Below are 20,840 nucleotides of genomic sequence, written 5' to 3' on the forward strand. Positions count from 1 at the left end.
TGGAAGGATACCATCTCTGATATCCTTCCATTATTTTATCTCTACAACATCTCAATAAATGCTGCAATTCTTGTTCCCAGCTGTCCAATATCAGCCTGAGAGTAATCTGTCTCTACATTAATGTATGGAATCTTCTTCTGCTCATTCACAAATTTGCGAATTCCAAATGCTTCCACATTATAAGTATGGCATGCCTGCAGCGTCATCTCAACCACGCCGTCTACCTTGTATTCATCAATCAGACGTCCCAAAAGTTCCAAACGATTCGGGTTTGGCGTCATAACGGAACAGCCAATATTCAGATACCGTCTTGCAAGCGCATCGTATACGTCCGGATTCGTCTCGTCTACTTCTTTGTCAATCGCCTTCGCGCCGCTGCAGTTTTCATAAGTAACAACGATTCCTCCGTTTTCCTCTACGGCCTTGATCACCTTCTCGGTCGCTCCTCCAAGGGGACATCCCGTAATCAGAATTCTAGGCTTCTTTGGCTGCATCTTTCCTTCTGCATATTCCTTTTCAATCTTATCAACCAACGCATTGACTTCCCCTGGAATCTGACTTCTGTCAAACTTGAACGTACTTCCGTACAATACCTTGAACAGATCATAACCGGTAATCGGTGTTGGCTCGTTCTTCATCACTTCGTAGAGTCTCTTCAGCGCGCGCCGTCCCTCATTATTAATCTTAATGGCTCTGCGGATATCATCCTCTGTGATCGTCACGTCAAACTTCTTCTCCAGATACTCTTTGAAACGAATGATCTCGTTTTTCCAAAGCGCTAACGCTTCTTCTCTCTGGGTATTTGGCAGTTCCATAATAAAAACGTCTTTAAATTCTGCCATATACTCGTACATCTTCTTCTTTCCATCGCAAGTCGTCTCTCCGACAACCACGTCAGAAAAATAGAAGAATGGACATTTATCCGTTTTGGCAAATCCATAGCTGGACTTGATCAACGGACATAAGTTCTTCGGAAGCTCTTTCTCCGCATCCGCAATGGTCTCATCCGATGTAGAACACAGGCTGACGCTTGCTGCTCCCATTGCCATTGCGATCTCCTGTGGAAAATAAGTACAGTAGGATCCGATAACCGGAACCCCTTTATCTTTTAATTCTTTTACCGCCAAAAATGAATTTTTGCGCTGTTCCGCAAACTCTTCAAACACTTCCGGTAATTCTTTGATGACTTCCATGTAAATTCCTCCTTTGATTTCCCTGTATGTTATATCATAACACTCTCAAAGTATTTTATATAATCGAAAATGTTAATAATATTCTTCTTATATAGATTTTATCTATGTCTAAATATCCCTTTGAATTCCTGCATAGCGGATATATGTTTCAAAAGCCGATGGAAGAGGGTACCTCTGCCCGATCTCTTCCGGATGAATGAACAGAAACTCCTTTTTATTCGTCTTTTCCAGTTCATCCACGATCACCTCATACCCGGTCATATGCCATTCCACATGACTGAAAATATGCTTTGCACTCTCCAGCTTTTTGACACGAACCGGCATCAGACCAATCTCTTTGCTGTACGCTGTCACTTCTTTTTGCGTCAGTCTTCCCTCTTCATTCGGGAATTCATACAGTCCTGCCAGCAATCCTTTCCCAGGCCGCTTCCTAATGGCAAGTTTCTCGCCATCTTTAAAAATAAGTACCGTTCGCTTCTCGATCCGTCTTGCCTTCGCTTTCTTTTTTACCGGTATCTCCGCCGTAAGTCCCTGCTTTCTCGCCACGCACGCGAACGCTGCCGGGCATTCTGCGCATTTGGGTTCTCCATTAGGGACACAGACGATAGCACCAAGTTCAATCAATCCCTGACCGAAATCACTGGCTGCATCTTCTGGAATCACCTGCTCCAGTGCCCGCTCCATCGCTTTTCGCACACTCTGCTTCATAATGTCTTCCCGGCTTCCCGTAATCCTCGACACCACACGAAGCACATTGCCATCCACCGCCGGCTTCGGAAGCCCAAATGCAAACGCACTAATTGCTCCGGCCGTGTAGTTTCCAATGCCTTTCAAGGAGAGAATTCCCTCATAAGTATTTGGAAATTCCCCATAAAAATCTACCATAATCTGCTGTGCCGCCTTCTGCATATTCCTTACACGGTTATAATATCCAAGCCCTTCCCACAACTTCAAAAGAGTATCTTCTTTCGCCTCCGCCAGATCTTTCACCCGCGGCAGTTCCTTCAAAAATCGCTCATAATAAGGCTTCACCGCCTCTACCCGCGTCTGCTGAAGCATAATCTCCGACACCCACACGTGATACGGATCTTGATCCTTCCGCCAAGGAAGATCCCGCTTGTTCTGACGAAACCATCCCACTACAGGTTCCGCAATCTCATAAAGTTCGGGCTCTTCCAACACCACTTTCACTTCATCCGCCAGTGTAATGTGATCACAGTCTACCCGGCAGTCATAGGCAATTACATGTACTCCAGCCAAAGCCGCCTCACGAAGCGCCTCTCCAAATGCCGGATGGGTGTCCATGTTCGGCGTAAAATAACGTACATCTTTCATCTGAATCACAAAAAAGATATACGCCTCATATCCTTCTCCTACTGCACGCTTCAACTCTTCTACGTGTTTCACTGCCCTTTCACTTGGCGCATCCGGGAATCGTACCCGGCCTTCCTCTTCCAGCGTAACGCCCTTGACTTCGATCAGAATCTTCTTCCCATCCGCCTCTACATAGAGATCCACTCTGGAGTCTCCATACGTATATTCCGGCTGAATCTTCGTCACCTTCCGGAAAAGTCCTCCAGATTCCAGCCATTCCTTTACTACCTTGTTGGGAATCTGAGAATCCATGTTAATGATGCGGCCCTTCTTTTCCACCGCAATCAAATCCCACTTCGTTTTCCGAGCTGAAGGATCGAATTCCTGCAAGTATACAACAGCACCCGGGCGCAGTAACTCTTTACAGCGCCCGGTATTTTTCACATGAACGGTCTCTTTTTGACCGTCGATATCCACATATGCAATGAAACGGTTTGGCCGTTCCAGAAATTTTCCTTTGACAATCCTCTCGTATTTCATCTATTTCCCCGCGTCTTCTTAAATTTGCTTTCTGATATTTATCGCATGTTACTCTTTCTCATCCGACTTCTATTCTAGCACTTTTCTTTCCAATGCGCGAGTGAAACCTTTTATTTCCATCTAGCCTTCCGTGATTCCTCTTGGCATTCTTCCAAGTCTTGCACCTCTTCCATATTTTCTCACCGCATAGATAAACGCTTCCACATTCGCCTTCGGTGTTCCAATCGGAAGCTGACACCCAGTATTTAAAATAAAACCTGCCGGATTATCCGCACATTTTTCTAGACACTCTTTGCAGGATGCAATAACTTCATCAATGGTTCCGTTTTTCATCACATCAACCGGAGGGACGTTTCCTGCAATCCGCATCCGGTCTCCCACTGCCGCTTTTGCAACGGCAAGATCTTCGCAGTTGTCGATACTGAAAGAAAACAGTCCTGCGTCCGCAAGGTCGTTCCAGATTGGACTTGTCTTTCCACAGATATGCGCTCCCGGCGCAGTTCCCATAATCTTCTTCGTGCCATCAATCAGCTTTTTCAAATAAGGCAGAGAATATTCATCAAACTACTTCTTACTGATAACATCCATACAGGTTACGGGATCTGAAAAGTTCGTTCCAACCGGACCAAATTCCTTTTCAAATGCCTCAAACCATTTCAGAGAGCACTCTACAGTAAGATCGAGAAGTTTATGTAACATTTCCGGATTCTTTCTTGTATCCTTAAGCACCTTCTCCACCGGACGCACCGCAATGGCCGTTGACAAAGGTCCCGCCACGCTGGTTGTCATACTGACATCCGGAAAACGATCTTTCAGCTTTTTGGCACTTTCTAAAATCGGGGCAAGCTTTGGATTTTTGTAGGGATCCGTTACTTCCAGCTGATCAAAATCAGCATAATCCTGAAGGATATGTCTCTCTACATAATCAATCCCGTGCTCCGGCGCATTTAACACAGAGCCAAGCGCCCCGCCAATCGTCTTAAGCCCCAGTCCCACATTGAAGCTGTCAAGCCCAAACTCATCTCTTCGCCTTCGGATCACTTCACTTTTCACTTCAAAATCCTTCGCAAACTGTGTCGTCGTAAATCCAAAAATATCCGCCATAGCCGGATCCGGCGCCTGCAGCGTATAGGGATTATAATCCACCTCTTCTCCTGCATTATAAGCTTTCAAACGTTCTGCTGCCGTCATCTCATCTTTCTGCTCACTCATCAGCTTCTTCAACTGTTCATAATCCATAATCCTTACCCCCTCTTGCTTAAAATGCAGGAAAAATCATACTTTCCGTAAAAACCCGCTCATAATTGTCTGTTTCCGCCAGTTCCATGTAATCCATCTTCGCAGCCAACTCTTCCACTTCACGTTTCACCTTTTTCGACATCAGTGTCATATAAGCTCCTGTTTTAGAAGAATTTCCTACATAAACAAGCTTATCCTTTACCGCCTCCGGTAAAATCCCGGTTCCCACCAAGGAATCCGCCGGAAGATGAGCGCCGAACTGCCCTGCGATCATTACCTTATCCAGATCATCCATCGAAATTCCCGCCTTATTTAAAAGCGCCACAAATCCAGAAAGGATCGCACCTTTGGCAAGCTGTACCTGACGAACATCGCCTTGCGTCACGAAAAGATTCGCCTCTTTATGCAGGATAAACTCACGCTTCGTTCCATTTAACCGAATCATCGGATAACGGTAATCCTCTTCCTTTAGCTTTTCTTTCTTAATAAATGCTCCGTTCTTTTTCACAAGACCTGTGCGGAGAAGTTCTTTCACCACTGCCAGAATACCGCTTCCGCAGATTCCCACCGGATTTTGATCTCCAATTGTCACAACCTCCACACCATGTTCTGTAATTTTTACATCTTCAATGGCGCCTTCTGCCGCACGCATCCCCGCGCTGATATTCATCCCCTCAAGCGCTGGTCCTGCTGCGCACGAGCAGCACATAAGTCTGCCGTCGCTTGCCAATACGATCTCTCCATTGGTTCCAATGTCGATGAAGAGAACATTTCCCTTCTCTTTTTGCATTTCACAGACATATGCTCCCGCCACAATATCCGCTCCTATATAGGCCGATACTTGCGGAAGACAATACAACACCGTATCATCGCCTGCCTCAATACCAATTTCCTTTGCCTTAAGCATCTTTGCTTCCAAGAATTCAGGCTTGTACGGAGATCGTCCAATGGACCTTGCGTCCACTCCCAGCAGCATATGCATCATCGTACAGTTTGCCGCCACATCAATCTCACAGATCTCTTCTTTGGCAACTCCCGCTTCATCACACACTTCCCGCAGCATTCCATTAATGGAATTTACGATTGCTTCCTGAAGTTCCTGGATGCCGGTCTCCGGATGCTCATACTCATAAGTAATTCTGGTAAGTACATCTAAGCCAAAATGCTTCTGCGCATTTATCATAGACGCATTGGCAAGCTCTTTTCCGGTCTGAAGATCAATCAAGCCTGTCACTACAGTGGTAGTCCCGATATCAATTACAATCCCGTAACCGCCATCATATGCATCTTTTTCAAACTCCGGCAAATACCCCTTCGTCAGCACTTTGTGTTTTCGTTCTTTATGAAGGGTTTCTACTTCCATCCGTCCATGCACTTCCGTGAGACAGGAAAGAAGTGTTTCCCCCTCCACTTTTACTTTACATTTTCCACATTTTCCCTTGCCATTACACGGATTATCTACAAATATACCAGCGCCAAGAAGTGTCTCCAGTAAATTCGCTCCGTCTTCACAGACAATCCTTTGCCCTGTCTGGCGAATGATCACTTCTGCCATCTTCTATACTCCTTCCGTCAGACATTCAAGAATCGCCTGCACATTGGTAAGCGGCGACTTCATTCCCAGTCCGCATGCCGGGGAAATAATATCAGCCCCGCCTCTTCTACAGCTTGTCGTCAGCATTTTCACACGATCCGGATCCCCAAATTCGATAGCATAGGTACTTACATTTCCCATAAGTACGCGGTCTTTCAAATTCGCTCTGGCTTCTTTCATAGGCACAACAGAATCAAAACTTAACACATCACTGTGAACCTCATTGATTTCTTTATATACAGAATGCATCTGACCACAGATGTGTACAATCGTTCCTACATTCTCCTTCTTAAGTCCATCTAATAATTTATTAAGATAAGTCACTGCAAATTCTTTAAAGAATTTTGGTCCTAAAATTTCTCCCGTCCCACTTGGGTCTGAGATCGCAATGATATCTGCCCCTGCTTCAATCTGTGCTCTTCCGAATGCAATCAACTGATCTGTGATGAAGTCCATATAATCATGGGCCTGCTTATTTTTCTTTCTGAGCTCTTTGTAGAAATTAACCGGCTCCATCACAGAACTGGCTGTACTCATAGGGCCCGTTAAGTTTCCCACAATCGGCACACCGCTTGTCTCTTCTTTCAGGATACGAATGGCATCCGTCACTACCCCGGCTCTTCCCTTGGTTACATCTACCGGAGTCAGTTTCTCATAATCACTGACAGAATCCATCACGTATTCTACGACATGAGGTTCATAAACCTTTGTCCCCATATCCACTTTCGCGCCCATTTCCTCCGCTTCCACAGTCATACAGAATGGAACGCCATAGTTTTCAAAGCATCCCTGTTCATACACCGCCTTGGCAAGCTCGGCCATCTGTCTCGCATCATGATGCGCTTCCGGCAGAAACACCTGAATCTGATCCATCAGATCTGTGGTAATCATATTCATCATACCACCGGGGCAAATGCATACGGGACGGTCTACTTTTTGTCCCTCAAATATCGCTTTTAATCTTTCTTTTGGTGTCAGCATGTTTCTCTCCTATGCAATATTTAACATTTTCTTTGCACATTTCACAGCTTCTACTGCATTGGTTGTATAAGCATCTGCTCCAATTTTATCTGCAAATTTCTGAGAAATCGGGCCTCCGCCAATCATAACCTTCACTTGATCGCGGATGCCTGCTTCTTCCAGAAGATGAATCACTGTCTCCATACCGCCCATGGTTGTAGTCATCAATGTAGACATGCATACAAGGTCAACCTTTTCTTCCTTTGCCACATCTACGAATTTCTGAAGTTCTACATCTCTTCCAAGATCTATCATCTCAAATCCGGCAGTTTCCATCATAATCTTTACCAGATTCTTTCCGATGTCGTGTGTATCTCCTTCCACAACACCAATCACACCTTTCACTTTTGCATCACTTGATACTTCCGGAAGATGTGGACGTAAAACATCAAGTCCCACATACATTGCATCAGAGCAAAGAAGCACATCTGTCACAAAATATTCTTCCGCCTCATACAGTTCACTGGCACGGTTCATTCCGTCTACCAGACCTTCCATGATGCCATCAAACGCCGGATAGCCTGCTTCCAAATATTCCTTCGCAGCTTCTACTACATCGTCTTCCTCCATTTCTAATACTCCATCAGATAACCGTTTTAACAATTCCTCTTTTGATACTGCCATTTTTAAATTCCTCCTAATATTTTTCTATTCTAGTTTTGTGTTCTCTATCTGAAATTTTCAGGATTCAATGGGTATTTCCCATATTTCCTTCCCGCTTCCATAATCATATCAATATTTTCAAGCGGTGTGCTAATTGGTATGTCACAACTTACACTGATAATAAAGCCTTTTTCAGAATCATATCCTTTTCTTAATTGATTTTTCACTTCCGCCTCTACCTGCGCTACCGTTCCATGTAGTAAAGTATCTATAACATCTATATTTCCAAGAATCGGGACTCTGCTTCCAACTAATTTTTTAGCTGTTTCCACATCTACCTGTGTATCAAAACTAATTGTTCCACAACCTGTATCTACCATATCACACAAAATTCTATTTGCCTCTCCACATACATGGTAACCCATTCCAAGCCCAATACTTTTCGCATAATCCATAAGCTCTTTTGTGTATGGTGCAACAAATTTCCGATAGGTATCTGCACTGATTAAAGTCTCAGATGCAATAGGGTCTGACAAGAACGGACCACATCCAGATGCAGTAATCTCTTTGATTACAATTTTCGCAGCGTCAGTACAAAATCTCAATAACCGATGTGCTTCTTCTGGTTGTTTTCTCATTGCACGTAAAAGCTTTTCTACCGGAATCAATGACCCTGCTGCCGTCATAGGACCTGGAATAGTAGCAAAAACCCCTACTTCTTTCCCTACTTTTTCCACGCATATGGATGCAGCTTCATAATTCAATTGACTCCACGCATCATTCTTTCTTTCAACCATCGACAAATCCAGTTCGGAAACCTGACTGATATCGTCTAGCCTATGTTTTATAATTGCCGGAGCACTATCTTCCGGATCATTAGTAATGCTTCCACAAGCTTTTCCAATTCCCAAGAGACCATATTCTACTACCAATCCATCTTGTCCCAATCTTTCATATGCTTTCAACTGTGCTTCCGCCTGATTTTTCGCACAGCTTCTCTTTTCCCGATGTGTCATTCCCGCATATCTTCCTGCATTTGACACAATAAACAGCATAATAGGCGAATGATCATAAGGTTTTCCTGAATAGAACGCATCCATACGTTCATTTGATGTCATCTCATCTCCTCTAAACATTTTACTTTCTCCTTTTCTCTTAATGCTTATTATATAGAACCACCTTTACAGGAGGACTACTTCTTTGAATTTTCCATTTTCAATATGGTAATCTATATTCTTAATACACATCTGTCCTGCAAACTTCACTTTCCCAAGCAATGAAATACAAGCTTCTCCATATCTCATAGATTCCCCAATCTCTACATTTTCGAATTTCGCTTTCTCAGTTCCCAAAAGAGAAAACGTTGTCTTTGGGCAAAGAAGAATCATCGTCTTGTCGTCTGCAATCCCCTCTACTTTCTTCATAAACTCATAAGTAAAAGCTTCCACAACCTGCTCTGCCATCTTAGGCCCTAGGATATTCACCCCACCAGAAGAATCCGCATAACTGATCAACTCCACACCATATTTTTTCGCTTCTTCCATGAATTTTAAAACTTCATTTCCAAGCTTCCAAAACACCTGCTTCATTACTTCTGGTTTCTTTCTCATTCCTTTGAATACATATCTTGCATCAATCAATACATTTAAAATTGTAAATGGACCAGACACTTCCAAAACCACATGCTCCCCCATCTCCCGAAGTTCTTTACACGCCAGCAACACCTCATGGATTCTGCCTGTAGAAAAATCAATCTCCGGCAAATTCAGAAGTTCTTCTACATCTGTATAGATATATTCTTTTGCTCTTGGTCCCGTCTTATCATTTCCATAATTAATAATGCCGCCCAAAGCCTCAGCCTCTACCGTATGACAAAATGGTAATTCACAAAACCCCGCGCCGTCATACTCCTTTAATGCTTTGGACAATTTTGCCATCGTATCCGCATGAAGATACGCATCTGGAAATGTAAGTCCCAGTCCTTCTGTCACCGCACCACTAATCCCCGCAGAATTATCATAGGTACAATTAAAATCTTTGATCTCTCCCATAGATTTCTCCCTCCTTCATTTACATGGATTTATTCTACCCAAAACAACTGTCTGACTTTCTCCTCATCCAAATCACAGCCAATCACAACTGCTTTTTCACTCAAATGCTTCCTTTCATCTGCCGGACATTCTTCATAAGAGAACGGCGTATATTCAAAATGAATTCTTTGTCCCGCCACACTTAAAATTCCCTTTGCCCGCAGAACCTGTCCTGCATCCTGGCACTTAAACGCATTCAATACCGCATCAAACTGCTCTCTTGAAAATTCCGACACTTCTTCTACCGCAACACTGGAAAAGACTCGCTCTGCCGGAAGCGCTGGTTTTGGATGACCGCCCGACATTTCTTCATAATCCTCCGCCGCGTCTACCAGTGTTTTTAATTCTTTTCTTCCAAATGTCCGATAGTCCTCACGACAGATCACCGCTTTCGGATTCTCCCCACAAATTTCATCAAGAAGACGATTCCATTCTTTTTCCTCCACTCCTTCCATATTCGTCGGCAGAATCAATCCCGCATGCTGAATCTGATCCAGGTAAAAATCTCCAAAATCTTCTCTGTACTCTTCAAAACTTTTCACATCTACCATGGCAATCAGCTTCGTAATCGTCAGATCAATACCTTCCTTTTCTCTTGCCTTCTGGCATGCTTTCACGATATCCGAAAGCCGTCCCACGCCGGAAGGCTCAATCACGATCTGATCTGGAGAAAACTTCTCTGCAATCTCTTTGATCCCCTGTCTAAAATCAATTGCTAAACTGCAGCAGATACATCCCGCATAAATTTCTCGCACTGGAATATCTTCCTGAATCAGTTCGCCGTCCAGTCCCACTTCACCGAATTCATTTTCAATTAACACCGTCTTCCCGGCAAGCGCTGGAAGATAGTGATTCAAAAATGTTGTCTTCCCAGCTCCTAAAAAACCCGATACCACCTGTACTTCCATTTCCTATTCTCCTTTATATTATATTCAATAAAAAAGGTGCAAAAAAAGACAGTGTATACACTGTCTTTTTCCCACCAAAAAAAAATCCATTTCATATACAGCAGGTTTCCTGACTTGATCTCTTCCTTAGATTCCGCCTTCCCTTTTCACAAAGTGGCTATCTGAAATCCTCGTCCTTCTTACAGTAGAGTGGGCTGTTTCGGATTTTCACCGAATTCCCTTTTAAACGCCTTCGCGTCACTATATATGATACACAAGTATCATATCATATATATTCCCGATGTATCCAATCGATAATTTCCATATAAAAAGTTTTTCTATTGTTATTTTCTATAAGCAAAAAGATAAGGAGCAAATCTTTCTGATCTGCTCCTAACTCTATTGATACTTTCTGTAACTTTTTCTTCAATTCTAATTATAGAATGGACTCAGATCAATGGAATACAACTTCCATCCATCCCCATCCTTAATATATCTTAACTTGCTGGACGCCTGACCTTCATCATTCTCAACTTCACCACTGTCCTCCCAGTAATAGTTGGTATAACAGTAGTAATAGTCTCCTTTTATCTCGACTTCAATCACGGACTGCTCTTCACCTTCTACTACTTTAGAGCTTGTCTCCCCATTGGATAAGGTATACTCATTCGGTACAATATCGGTATCGTCTCCATCAAAATTATAATCTCTGGCATGTTCAAACTCCTCAAGAGCATCTTCCTTGCCCTCATCTGCCATGTCTTCAAACACCTTCACATCGCTGAATCGCTGATTGGTAACAGCCCCCTTCATAATTTCCTGCCAGTCTTCCAGCGCCTGCTCCGTCACTTTTTCCAAGACCTTTTCATTGTAGCCGCTTTCCACTGGAACCGGCTCACCCTCAGTCGATGTAACCAGCATCTTGACCGGATCAATCTCTTTTCCTGTGACTTCCACATAGTGCGTTGGTCCAAAAACCGGCGAAATCGTATAGACATCCATACCTTCCATCTCATGTGACGGCTTTTCTGTGTCAGATACGTTGATCTTATCAACCAGAACTTTCGCCCCCTTCGGAACAGCAATGGAATACTTCTTGGTTACAAAGCCTTCCGCCTTTACCTTCCAGTTCAACCCTTTTCTCTTCAACTTCAAATCCATCTTTTCTTTGGATTTTCCAACATTATAACGCACGCTGATTTTCTGGCTGGAAAATCCTCCGGAACGCTTTGAAATATTCGTAATTTCAAAATCTTCCGCTTTCTCTCTTTCCTCTAGAGACTGCGCTGTTACAAACGCTTCCTTTGTCATAAAATCTCCGGACTCCTCTACCAGTATCGTGTCATAGAATCCGCCCCAGTTCTGTTCCAGCAACGTTTCCACGTAACGCTCTGCCACATGTTTTGCACTGTACTGCACATTGTAAACCACAAAAAAGATTACAATCGACACCAAAAGTACCGCCAGCTCTACTAACAGAATCTTATCTTTCTTTTCCCATGCCTTTTTTTCTTTTTTCTGAGGTCTGGAAAGAGGCGCCTCTTCGTGCTGGTTCAATCTCGCACCACACTTTTCACAGAATCCTGCTCCATCTGCATTTCTTGTTCCACATTCAGGACAAAACATCCTCTTTCACCCCCTACTCGTATTTTTTAATCATTTCGATATTAGCCTGCTCCACATCACTGAGTCTGGAGGTAATATCTGCATCAAACTCCTGCGGTGATATGGTTCCATTATACCAGTCTTTGCTTTCAAAATACGCTTTTAAATCTTCATTTTCAAACATACGTCCATGTCTAGCAAAGATCTCATTTCTGGCCAAATACAAATCATAAGCAGACAATCCTGATACATCCGCATCCGTCAGCAGCTTTGTATCGCTGTCTGGCAAAACATAATCTCCAGATTCTGCTCCGGCGCTCTCCTTCTTTGACTCATTTTTCGCCGAAGATGCTCCCTCCTGTGTAAACTGATATTTCTCATCCAGCCCCTTTACCAGCACTTTTTCTTCTTTTTGTTCCTGCGACATCGCTGCCCGCGCCTTACTGATTTCATTCTTGGAGACTTTTGACTTTTCTTTTCCTGCTATACCAGAACCCGTAACGCCCAGAAAAATGCTTCCTCCCAGAAATACTGCAATCAAAATTCCTGTTATCAGAATCGGAACTGACATGGTATGCTCCTGTTTTTGTTTCTGTCTCTTTGCCGTTTCCCTTTTTTCACTCATTCCATTCGCCTCTTTCGCTCTTTACATGAAACTAATCGGAATTACCCAATCTCCATCCAGCTTCACTACCGGAATTTCCTCCACGACCGGTTCTCCAAAATCCTCATCCTCAGCTGACAACTCTACTTCCAGAATATAGGCTTTTTTTACCCGTCTTGCCACTGAGGAAGACACATCATATTCTTCAGTCAGGATGTCCTGCATCTCGCCTTTTGCCAGTTTCTCTTTTCCGATAATTTCCAGATCAATCTCTACGTCCGGAAACATATCGCTTATATCATCTGAAAAGTACGCAGATACGCTGGATGCAATACTTGGCGAAAATGCCTCCAGTACCAGCTCTACATTTCCTTCATTCATACCCTTTTCCAGCTTTTCAATCGGCTTTTCATACCCTTTTCCGCCAAAGATTAACACTAAAATCAGTATAATCAGCACAACCGGAACTGCAATCAGCGCAACTAATTTCCAGGGAAATGCATTCTTCACAGCAGCCGTTCCGCCTCCCGCTCCCTGCTGATATCCTCCAGGCATTCCTCCAGGCTGAGCGTTCTGTCCCGGCATTCCCTGCATTGGTGCTCCCTGACCAGGCATTCCCTGCACAGGAGCTCCTTGTACCGGCGCTCCACATTTCACGCAGAACTTGCTTCCTTCTTTTAATTCACTTCCACACTTTGCACAAAACTTTGCCATTCCTATCCTCTCCTCTCTTGTTCCTCTGCTCGATTATCCCAAACGCGTTCCACACTCTGTACAGAACAAAGAATCTTCTTCCACAACAGCTCCGCAGCTCGGGCAGCGTTTTCCTGCTGCGAGAGTTTGTGCGCCATCATTAACCGGCATCTCTTCCTGTTTTTCTTCTGCCACATTTACTGTCGCTTCTTCCTGCGCTGCCGCCGGTGTATTTGCCGGTGCTTCTACCTGCACTGATTCATATGACACGGCTTCTTCCACCGGTGCTTTCATCTCTTCTACAGGCGGAGTCCACACTGGCTGTGTCGGCGCTTCCGGCTCAGTCTGAGCTGCCCGGACAACCGGCGCTTCCGGCTCCGCCACTCCAAAGCGTTGTCCACATTCCGTACAGAACATCGCATCGTCTGTACACCATGCACCGCAGGCTGCACATTTCTTTCCAGCAGGCGCTGCCTGCTGCACCGCATTCAGAGGATTTCCACAGCTGATACAGAATTTCGCATTCTGATTATTACTGAATCCGCATTGCGGACATACATTTCCAACCGCAAGCGTCTGCAGTGTCATCTGAATACTTGCATTTTCTTCCCGAAGTCTGAGAATCTCAGAAAACAGCTCTGCATACTCCGTATTCGTCTCATTCACATGGTTCTTCACGCACTGTACGCCCACCTGATGGGTCAACTTCTCAATCATTCGCTCATTCGCCTTAATTTGATTGCTAAGTTTCATACTCTCTGTTGCAGTTTTCGCTTTCTGGGATACCCCCTGACTTGCAACCGAGATAGAGTCTTTCATTTTATCAAATAATGCCATCTTTTCTTTCCTCCTGTTACTGTACCATTTTTGTTACTGCACTACTTCCTTTTCCATTACAAATCCTACAATATTAGAACTGTAATACTGACTTACATCATCCGGCATATCATAGAGATTCCAGCTACCGTTCACATACATCATTCCCATTCTTGGTTCATTACCCTGATCATTGTTAGGCTCTCCCACTCCCCACTGGGCATAAGAAAATTCATCTCCTGAAATCCACATAAATCCAGATCCGTCTGGTGTTCGCTGTGCCCCCAGCCAAAGCACCTTCAGTCCAGACTCATTTGCTTTCTGAACGATCTGATTATACTCTTCCTGTGTTGACGGCGTCGCAAGCTGTCCGCCCTGAGACTGACAATATGTATACGCCTCCGACCACGTCATTCGCTGCGCAATCACCTGATATTCATAGACAGGAGCTGCCGGCGCTTCCTTCTCTTTTTTTACGTCACTTTCTTCCTTCTTCGGCGGAGTCCCTTCTACGGAATCTTTCAAGCCATCCTGCTTATCAGCACCTTTTTCATCCTTTGCGTCAGCCTTTTTTTGTTCCTCTTTCTTTTTGTCGGACTTTTTCTTCTCGTTCTCCTTATCTTTCTCCTTGGATGCCGTAGTATTGCTTTTCGACGATGAAATATTTTTATAAAGAAAATATCCGCCAACTCCAACCCCAACTCCAACGATCACGACAGCCAGAATTCCAATAATCAGCCCTTTCTTTCCCTTTCCTGACGAACCATTTCCATCGTCCCAGTCAAAATCATTCGGAGCAAAATCGTCAGGATCTTCTGCATTCGGAGCAACATAATTTGATGCAAAATTGTCTGAAGCGAAATTATCTGAAGTAAAACTGTCTGAAGTAAAACCGTCTGAAGCGGCCGTGTTTGACGCGAAATTTCCCGGACCATCTTCTGTCTGCTTCGCGCCACAAGACGGGCAAAACAGGCTTCCATCTTCCAGTTCTGTACCACAATTATAACAATACATGCTTTTCCTCCTTTCAAAGTACGACACACTTTGCTCTCATTCGTCTAATATAGACATTTTATCAAACAATTCTTCCTTTTTCAACTATGCATATACTACATATTGTGCTAAACTAAGTGTATGTGAGGGGACCAAAGACAAGATATACTAAAGGTAAAGGAGAGATGTTTATGTTTTGTAAGTATTGTGGCGCCCAGCTAAAAGATAACTCAAAATTCTGTGCATCCTGTGGTGCAAAATTAGAATCCGATTCTTCGTCAGCAAGGACGGTTAGGCCAAATACAACCTATGCGAATGCAGCCCCTTCGAATCCCAACCATTCGAATACAGCCATTCCTAATTCGGCTATTCCAAACGCTGCCGTTCCAAATGCTGCCGTTCCACTGGGCAAAAAGAAACGTACATTTAATATCGGAAATTTTGTCATTTGGGCTGGATGTGTTATTGCATTTATATCCCTTTTCCTTCCGTTCGCTTCCGCTTCTTTCCTGGGATTCAGCCAAAGCGTCTCCCTTTTTGATACAGAAGACGGTATTTTCTTCATCGTGACGATTGTCGCGACGGCACTTCTTAATTTTACAAGATTGAACCTATTACCAACCATTGGTTCCGCAGTTATGGTATTCTTTCTCTGCCTCGAGGTAAACAGCTTGAACGATGCCGGCTCTCTTGTAAATTACGGACCAGGCCGCGTATTCCTGATTATCGGAACAATTTTGATGATTGGCGGATCTATCGGAGCTATCGTATTAAATATTCTCCGAAAAAAATCACTTTAAAAGAACGAAGCAAAAACTGCTGCAAGCGACTGAATACCAGCCTCTTGCAGCAGTTTTTAGTTGTATCATAATTTTTTGTTTTTAATATAAGAAGCTTTATAAAATCTTGGACAAGAATTCCTGAAGTCTTGGATCCTTCGGATGTTCAAAGAACTCTTCCGGAGTTCCCTCTTCCTTAATCTGTCCTTCATCTACAAAAATTACTCTGGACGCCACTTCTTTTGCAAATCCCATCTCATGTGTCACAACCACCATGGTCATTCCTTCTTTTGCAAGCTGTTTCATCAGCTCCAAAACCTCTCCAACCATCTCCGGATCCAACGCAGATGTCGGCTCATCAAAGAGCATCACATCCGGTTCCATTGCCAGTGCACGGACGATTGCAATTCTCTGCTTCTGACCACCGGACAGCTGAGAAGGATACGCATTTGCCTTTGCTTCCAGACCTACGCGCTCCAAGAGCTTCATTCCACAAGCTTCCGCTTCTTCTTTACTCTTTCCAAGAAGCTTTATCGGTGCAAGCGTAATATTCTGAAGAATGGTTTTATGTGGGAACAAATTAAAATGCTGGAATACCATTCCCATCTTCTGTCTGTGTTTATTAATGTCTACATTCTTGTCGGTAATATCTACACCTTCAAAATAAATATGTCCTCTGGATGGAACCTCCAGCAGATTTAAAGAACGAAGGAAAGTAGATTTCCCTGAACCAGACGGGCCTACCACCACAACAACCTCGCCCTTTTTAATTTCGTTAGAAACTCCGTTAAGTGCATGCAGTTCCCCGAAAATCTTATGTACGTCTTCTACTTTAATTAATGTTTCTCCACGATTAATGGTCACTGCTCCTTAACCTCCTCTCCAGCATATTTACCAGCTTGGTAAATATCAGTACCATTGCAAGATAGATAAGCGCAACGGCAATCAACGGCATAAACGCATCATAAGTACGGCTTCGGATAATATCTCCTGCCTTTGTCAGATCCTGAAGCGCAATATAGCCAGATACTGACGTCTCTTTCAACAATACGATAAACTCATTTCCAAGTGCCGGAAGCACATTCTTAAAGGCCTGAGGCATAATGATATGAAGCATCGTCTGCACATAATTAAATCCAAGGCTTCGTCCCGCCTCAAACTGTCCATTGTCAATGGACATGATTCCGGATCGGAAGATCTCGGCTACGTACGCGCCGGAGTTCAAACCGAATGCCATCACTGCCACAAGTGTTTTGCTTATATCAGAACTTCCGAAAATTACAAAGTAAATAATTAACAGCTGTACAACCACTGGTGTACCGCGGATCACGGTCAAATATAATTTGCAAAAAAGATTTAAGATTTTCAGCTTTCCTGTTCTGTCATAAGTGGAGCGTACAACCGCAACCATAAATCCAATCACAATACCGATCAATACCGCAAAGAAGGTGACTCTAAGTGTAACTCCAAGTCCTTCCAAGATATATTTCCAGCGATCATCTGCAATAAAATTCGTAACGAACCTATCCTGTAATGTCTGCAACATACCTATTTCCCCATTCACTCTCCGGCTTACTCTGCGTCAGCCTTGATGTATTCTGCTACAATCTCATCCAATTTTCCGGATTCTTTTAAAGTTTTTAATGCCTTATTTACTTTCTCAAGCAGTTCGTCATTATCTTTTGCAATACCGATTGCATATTCTTCTTCTGTAAAGGCTTCATCCAGAATCTTAAGTCCTTCTGCTTCTGCAACAAATTCTTTTGCCGGCTCACTATCGATGATAACTGCGTCAATCTTACCCTGCATAGTTGCCTGAACCGCTTCAAATCCCTTGTTGTACTGCTCAACCTCTGCATCTTTAATATCACTTGCGTACAGGTCTCCTGTCGTACCGAGCTGAACGCCGATCTTCTTACCTTCCAGATCGTCTGGTCCTGCAATCGCACTATCCTCTTTTACGATGATTACCTGTGTTGCCTTTGCATAAGTATCTGTAAAGTTTAAGTTCTCTTTTCGCTCGTCAGTTACGGTCAGTCCTGCCAAAGCAATGTCAGCTTTTCCACTTGATACTGCTGGGATAACAGAATCGAATGCCATATCCTCAATCTTCAATTCCATTCCTAACTCTTCAGCAACTGCCTTTGCAATATCTACATCAATACCGACAACTTCTTCTCCTTCATAATACTCATATGGAGGGAACTCCGCATTCGTTGCCATTACAAGTGTCTTATCTTCCTCTGCCTTTTTCTCTTCTTCTTTCTTTCCTCCACATGCGACCAGAGATACGCTGCATGCTGCTACTAATAATACACTAACTAATTTTTTCATTTTCATAACTTTATTCCTCCATTTTTCATTTTCATTGCATAAAAATACAAAAGCTATTACATATACTACCACGTATTTCAAAAAAATCAAGTGGGTTTTTACATATTTTTGCAAAAACCCACGTTTTAAACAGTATTTTTATGCATTGAGCATCTTTTTATGCATAAATCATCTATTTTATGCAATCACTTTCGTAATCAGGGATGTCGCTAAAATCAATCCTCCCAGCACAATTCGGTAATAACCAAAGACTTTGAAATCGTGCTTTTTAATATATCCCATCAGGAACTTGATTGCTATCACGGACAAGCCAAAGGATACCACGCATCCCAGTATCAGAAGTCCGAATTCAACACCGGTAAAATGGAATCCAAATTTGATTAATTTTAAAAAGCTTGCCCCAAACATCGCCGGAATAGCAAGGAAAAATGTAAACTCTGCCGCCACTTCTCTGGAAACTCCTATCAAAAGAGCTCCAACAATCGTCGCACCGGATCTGGAAGTTCCCGGAATCAGAGCCAGCATCTGGAACACGCCGATAATCAACAGCATCTGAATCGATAATTCTGAAATCTTTGTAACGGATGGTCTCGTATGTTTGTTTCTGTTTTCCACTACAATAAACAACACGCCATAAACGATCAGCATCACCGCAATCGGAACGGACTTGTAAAACAATTTATCCAAAATATCATCAAACAAGACTCCAACAATTCCTGCCGGTACCGATGCAATTAACACTTTAATCCACATCTGCCAGGTAAGAAGCTTTTGCTTTTCTGTCTTTTTTGGCGAAAATGGATTCAGCTTATGGAAATAGATCACCACAACCGCCATAATCGCACCCAGCTGAATCACCACATTGAACATCTCCATAAACGCATCGCTCATACTCGGTTTTAACAAGTCTCCTACCAAAATCAGATGACCGGTACTGCTGACTGGAAGCCATTCGGTAATTCCTTCCACAATTCCAAGAATAATTACTTTTAAAATATCTAACATCTTCGTCTCCTTTTCTATGATTTTCTGTCTAACACATAGGTTTCGAGAAATTCTGCCACGCCGTCCTCGTCATTGCTTCCTGCAATGTAATCTGCCGCCTCTTTTACCGCTTCAATAGCATTGGACATCGCCACGCCACTTCCAACTTCCCGCATCAGATGAATATCATTTGCTCCGTCTCCAAATGCCATAATCTCTTCCCTGGCAATTCCCATACTCGCTCCCAGTTCTACAAGCGCAGCTCCTTTGTTGACTCCTGCTGCATTCACCTCAATATTATTGTTAAGCGCACCCGTCACTTCAATCCCCGGCACTTCTCTTAGCTCTTCAATCGCATCCAGCTTATCTTCATAATTTACAAACAAGCCCTGCAGCTTATCCATTGCTCGATTTTCTTCCTCAAATAGTTTCCATAAATCCGATACCCCCTTACGAGTCGCTTTCACATAGCGTGCCATCGGAGCTTCCGGAAGATATTGCTCTATCGATGCTAATTTTTCCTCCAAAGCATATCCCTGGCCATCATAATAAAGTTCACACATGGTATCGTATTTCTCCAGGATTGTCAGTACTTTTCGTGCCGTATCCGGCATCACTAGACGCTCCAGTATCGTTTTTCCAGTCTTTACTTCCACAATTCTTCCGCCGTTTGCCGTCAAGGCATATCGAATTCCCGGAAATTCAAGTACCTCTCTAGGGATACCGCACAGGGTCCTTCCTGTTGCAGGCAGAAGTTCAATTCCCTGAGCAATTGCCCGTTCCATCGCATCCTTGGTACGCTTCGTCAACTCTTTTTCCGTCGTAAGAAGCGTTCCGTCCAGATCAAATCCTATCATTCGTGTCTTAATCTTCATAAACAGTCAATTCCTTCCCCTCTTGTGAAAAGAGAAACTGCTTCATGCTAATTCGGTCAGCACTTTGCTCATAAGCGCCACTCGCATGTTCCTTCATTTTTTCCACAGCATCTTCGTTAGATGCCGGAGCAAACAGCACCGTATCCTTTGCCGGCACCATAATCAATATATCATCCTTCAATTTGTCCGCGCAAACCTGCCAGATATGTTTAAAGCACAGAGAACTCGCCTCATTGTGTCCATCTGCGAGAATTCCAAATCCTCCATACCAGGTATTTGCAATTACAAATTCTACATCCCGTACCAGATTCTCACACGCCTTCTGATATAACGCTTCAATATTACACTCCGGCGGAAGCATGTTGTCCTTTAAAACTTCATACACATCTTCCTCACGCTTTATAACAAATATAATCTTTAAATCTCCAATAAATGACACTACCGGCGTGTCATTTTCTGAAATATGCTTCCCATTCAACGCATGAAGGTCTATCAATTCTTTCTTAATCCATGGATAAATCTTATCTTGAATCCGCTCGTAACGATAGTGTTCTTCTTCATATTTTTTCATATGTGTCCCTCCCGTTTCACGTTCTAGCTCTTATTCTATCAAACTTCATACTATAAAGCAATTCAGGATTTACCCCATCTCATTTACAGGATTTCCTCCATCTCAT

At 43.4% G+C, this 20,840-nt stretch carries 20 protein-coding genes, 1 pseudogene and 1 riboswitch; of the genes and pseudogenes, 1 reads left to right on the plus strand and 20 read right to left on the minus strand.

Translation table 11 applies throughout. From position 1 onward, the window contains the following. Positions 1-41: 41 nt before the first annotated feature. The 14 genes and pseudogenes from C0979_RS04400 to C0979_RS04465 form a co-directional block, all read right to left on the minus strand. Positions 42-1,193, minus strand: a complete 1,152-nt coding sequence (locus tag C0979_RS04400; RefSeq protein ID WP_101694872.1) for a double-cubane-cluster-containing anaerobic reductase — start codon at positions 1,191-1,193, stop codon at positions 42-44. A gap of 108 nt (positions 1,194-1,301) precedes the next feature. Continuing rightward, a complete protein-coding gene (gene mutY / locus C0979_RS04405; RefSeq protein ID WP_101694873.1) occupies positions 1,302-3,047 on the minus strand; it encodes an A/G-specific adenine glycosylase in 1,746 nt (581 codons plus the stop codon). Positions 3,048-3,167: 120 nt separating this feature from the next. After that, positions 3,168-4,286 (minus strand): annotated as a pseudogene (locus C0979_RS04410) (uroporphyrinogen decarboxylase family protein). A 19-nt stretch (positions 4,287-4,305) separates the two neighbouring features. After that, positions 4,306-5,841 (minus strand): ASKHA domain-containing protein, encoded by a 1,536-nt coding sequence (locus tag C0979_RS04415; protein WP_101694874.1) that lies wholly within the window; start codon positions 5,839-5,841, stop codon positions 4,306-4,308. A 3-nt stretch (positions 5,842-5,844) separates the two neighbouring features. Next, a complete protein-coding gene (locus C0979_RS04420) occupies positions 5,845-6,861 on the minus strand; it encodes a methylcobamide:CoM methyltransferase MtbA (RefSeq protein WP_101694875.1) in 1,017 nt (338 codons plus the stop codon). A gap of 9 nt (positions 6,862-6,870) precedes the next feature. Further along, a complete protein-coding gene (locus C0979_RS04425) occupies positions 6,871-7,524 on the minus strand; it encodes a cobalamin B12-binding domain-containing protein (RefSeq protein ID WP_101694876.1) in 654 nt (217 codons plus the stop codon). A gap of 44 nt (positions 7,525-7,568) precedes the next feature. Beyond that, on the minus strand, positions 7,569-8,639 hold the full coding sequence (locus C0979_RS04430; RefSeq protein ID WP_101694877.1) for a uroporphyrinogen decarboxylase family protein: 1,071 nt from the start codon (positions 8,637-8,639) through the stop codon (positions 7,569-7,571). Positions 8,640-8,684: 45 nt separating this feature from the next. Beyond that, the gene (locus C0979_RS04435) at positions 8,685-9,554 is read right to left on the minus strand and encodes a uroporphyrinogen decarboxylase family protein (RefSeq protein ID WP_101694878.1); all 870 of its coding nucleotides are present in this window, start codon (positions 9,552-9,554) and stop codon (positions 8,685-8,687) included. A 29-nt stretch (positions 9,555-9,583) separates the two neighbouring features. Next, complete coding sequence (locus C0979_RS04440; RefSeq protein WP_101694879.1) at positions 9,584-10,501, minus strand: CobW family GTP-binding protein; 918 nt, start codon at positions 10,499-10,501, stop codon at positions 9,584-9,586. A gap of 82 nt (positions 10,502-10,583) precedes the next feature. Beyond that, positions 10,584-10,761, minus strand: a riboswitch (cobalamin riboswitch). A gap of 151 nt (positions 10,762-10,912) precedes the next feature. Then, a complete protein-coding gene (locus C0979_RS04445) occupies positions 10,913-12,106 on the minus strand; it encodes a zinc ribbon domain-containing protein (RefSeq protein WP_101694880.1) in 1,194 nt (397 codons plus the stop codon). Between the two features lie 13 nt (positions 12,107-12,119). Next, positions 12,120-12,710 carry a YARHG domain-containing protein gene (locus C0979_RS04450; protein WP_101694881.1) on the minus strand — a complete coding sequence of 197 codons (591 nt, stop codon included), beginning with the start codon at positions 12,708-12,710 and terminating at the stop codon, positions 12,120-12,122. A 21-nt stretch (positions 12,711-12,731) separates the two neighbouring features. Continuing rightward, positions 12,732-13,403, minus strand: coding sequence for a zinc ribbon domain-containing protein (locus C0979_RS04455; RefSeq protein WP_101694882.1), 672 nt, complete (start codon positions 13,401-13,403; stop codon positions 12,732-12,734). A 33-nt stretch (positions 13,404-13,436) separates the two neighbouring features. Then, entirely contained in the window at positions 13,437-14,219 is a 783-nt protein-coding gene (locus tag C0979_RS04460) for a zinc-ribbon domain-containing protein (protein WP_101695315.1), read from the minus strand. A 33-nt stretch (positions 14,220-14,252) separates the two neighbouring features. Continuing rightward, the gene (locus C0979_RS04465; protein ID WP_101694883.1) at positions 14,253-15,212 is read right to left on the minus strand and encodes a lectin-like protein; all 960 of its coding nucleotides are present in this window, start codon (positions 15,210-15,212) and stop codon (positions 14,253-14,255) included. Positions 15,213-15,382: 170 nt separating this feature from the next. Here C0979_RS04465 and C0979_RS04470 point away from each other — a divergent pair, with 170 nt between their 5' ends. Then, positions 15,383-15,991, plus strand: coding sequence for a zinc ribbon domain-containing protein (locus C0979_RS04470; protein WP_159459851.1), 609 nt, complete (start codon positions 15,383-15,385; stop codon positions 15,989-15,991). A 96-nt stretch (positions 15,992-16,087) separates the two neighbouring features. Here the strand turns inward: C0979_RS04470 and C0979_RS04475 are convergent, their stop codons facing one another. From C0979_RS04475 to C0979_RS04500, 6 genes are all read right to left on the minus strand, one after another. Next, positions 16,088-16,834, minus strand: a complete 747-nt coding sequence (locus C0979_RS04475) for an amino acid ABC transporter ATP-binding protein (protein ID WP_101694885.1) — start codon at positions 16,832-16,834, stop codon at positions 16,088-16,090. Next, complete coding sequence (locus tag C0979_RS04480; RefSeq protein ID WP_101694886.1) at positions 16,824-17,516, minus strand: amino acid ABC transporter permease; 693 nt, start codon at positions 17,514-17,516, stop codon at positions 16,824-16,826. The genes C0979_RS04475 and C0979_RS04480 overlap by 11 nt, the downstream gene beginning before the upstream one ends. 26 nt (positions 17,517-17,542) lie before the next feature. Next, a complete protein-coding gene (locus C0979_RS04485; RefSeq protein WP_101694887.1) occupies positions 17,543-18,310 on the minus strand; it encodes a basic amino acid ABC transporter substrate-binding protein in 768 nt (255 codons plus the stop codon). A gap of 171 nt (positions 18,311-18,481) precedes the next feature. Beyond that, positions 18,482-19,309: an undecaprenyl-diphosphate phosphatase gene (locus C0979_RS04490; protein ID WP_101694888.1), complete on the minus strand. Its 828-nt coding sequence runs from the start codon at positions 19,307-19,309 to the stop codon at positions 18,482-18,484. Positions 19,310-19,323: 14 nt separating this feature from the next. Next, on the minus strand, positions 19,324-20,163 hold the full coding sequence (locus tag C0979_RS04495) for a Cof-type HAD-IIB family hydrolase (protein WP_101694889.1): 840 nt from the start codon (positions 20,161-20,163) through the stop codon (positions 19,324-19,326). After that, positions 20,153-20,734 (minus strand): DUF1444 domain-containing protein, encoded by a 582-nt coding sequence (locus C0979_RS04500; protein WP_101694890.1) that lies wholly within the window; start codon positions 20,732-20,734, stop codon positions 20,153-20,155. The genes C0979_RS04495 and C0979_RS04500 overlap by 11 nt, the downstream gene beginning before the upstream one ends. Positions 20,735-20,840: the final 106 nt, after the last annotated feature.

The organism is Dorea phocaeensis (assembly GCF_900240315.1).
GTDB lineage: Bacteria > Bacillota > Clostridia > Lachnospirales > Lachnospiraceae > Dorea_B > Dorea_B phocaeensis.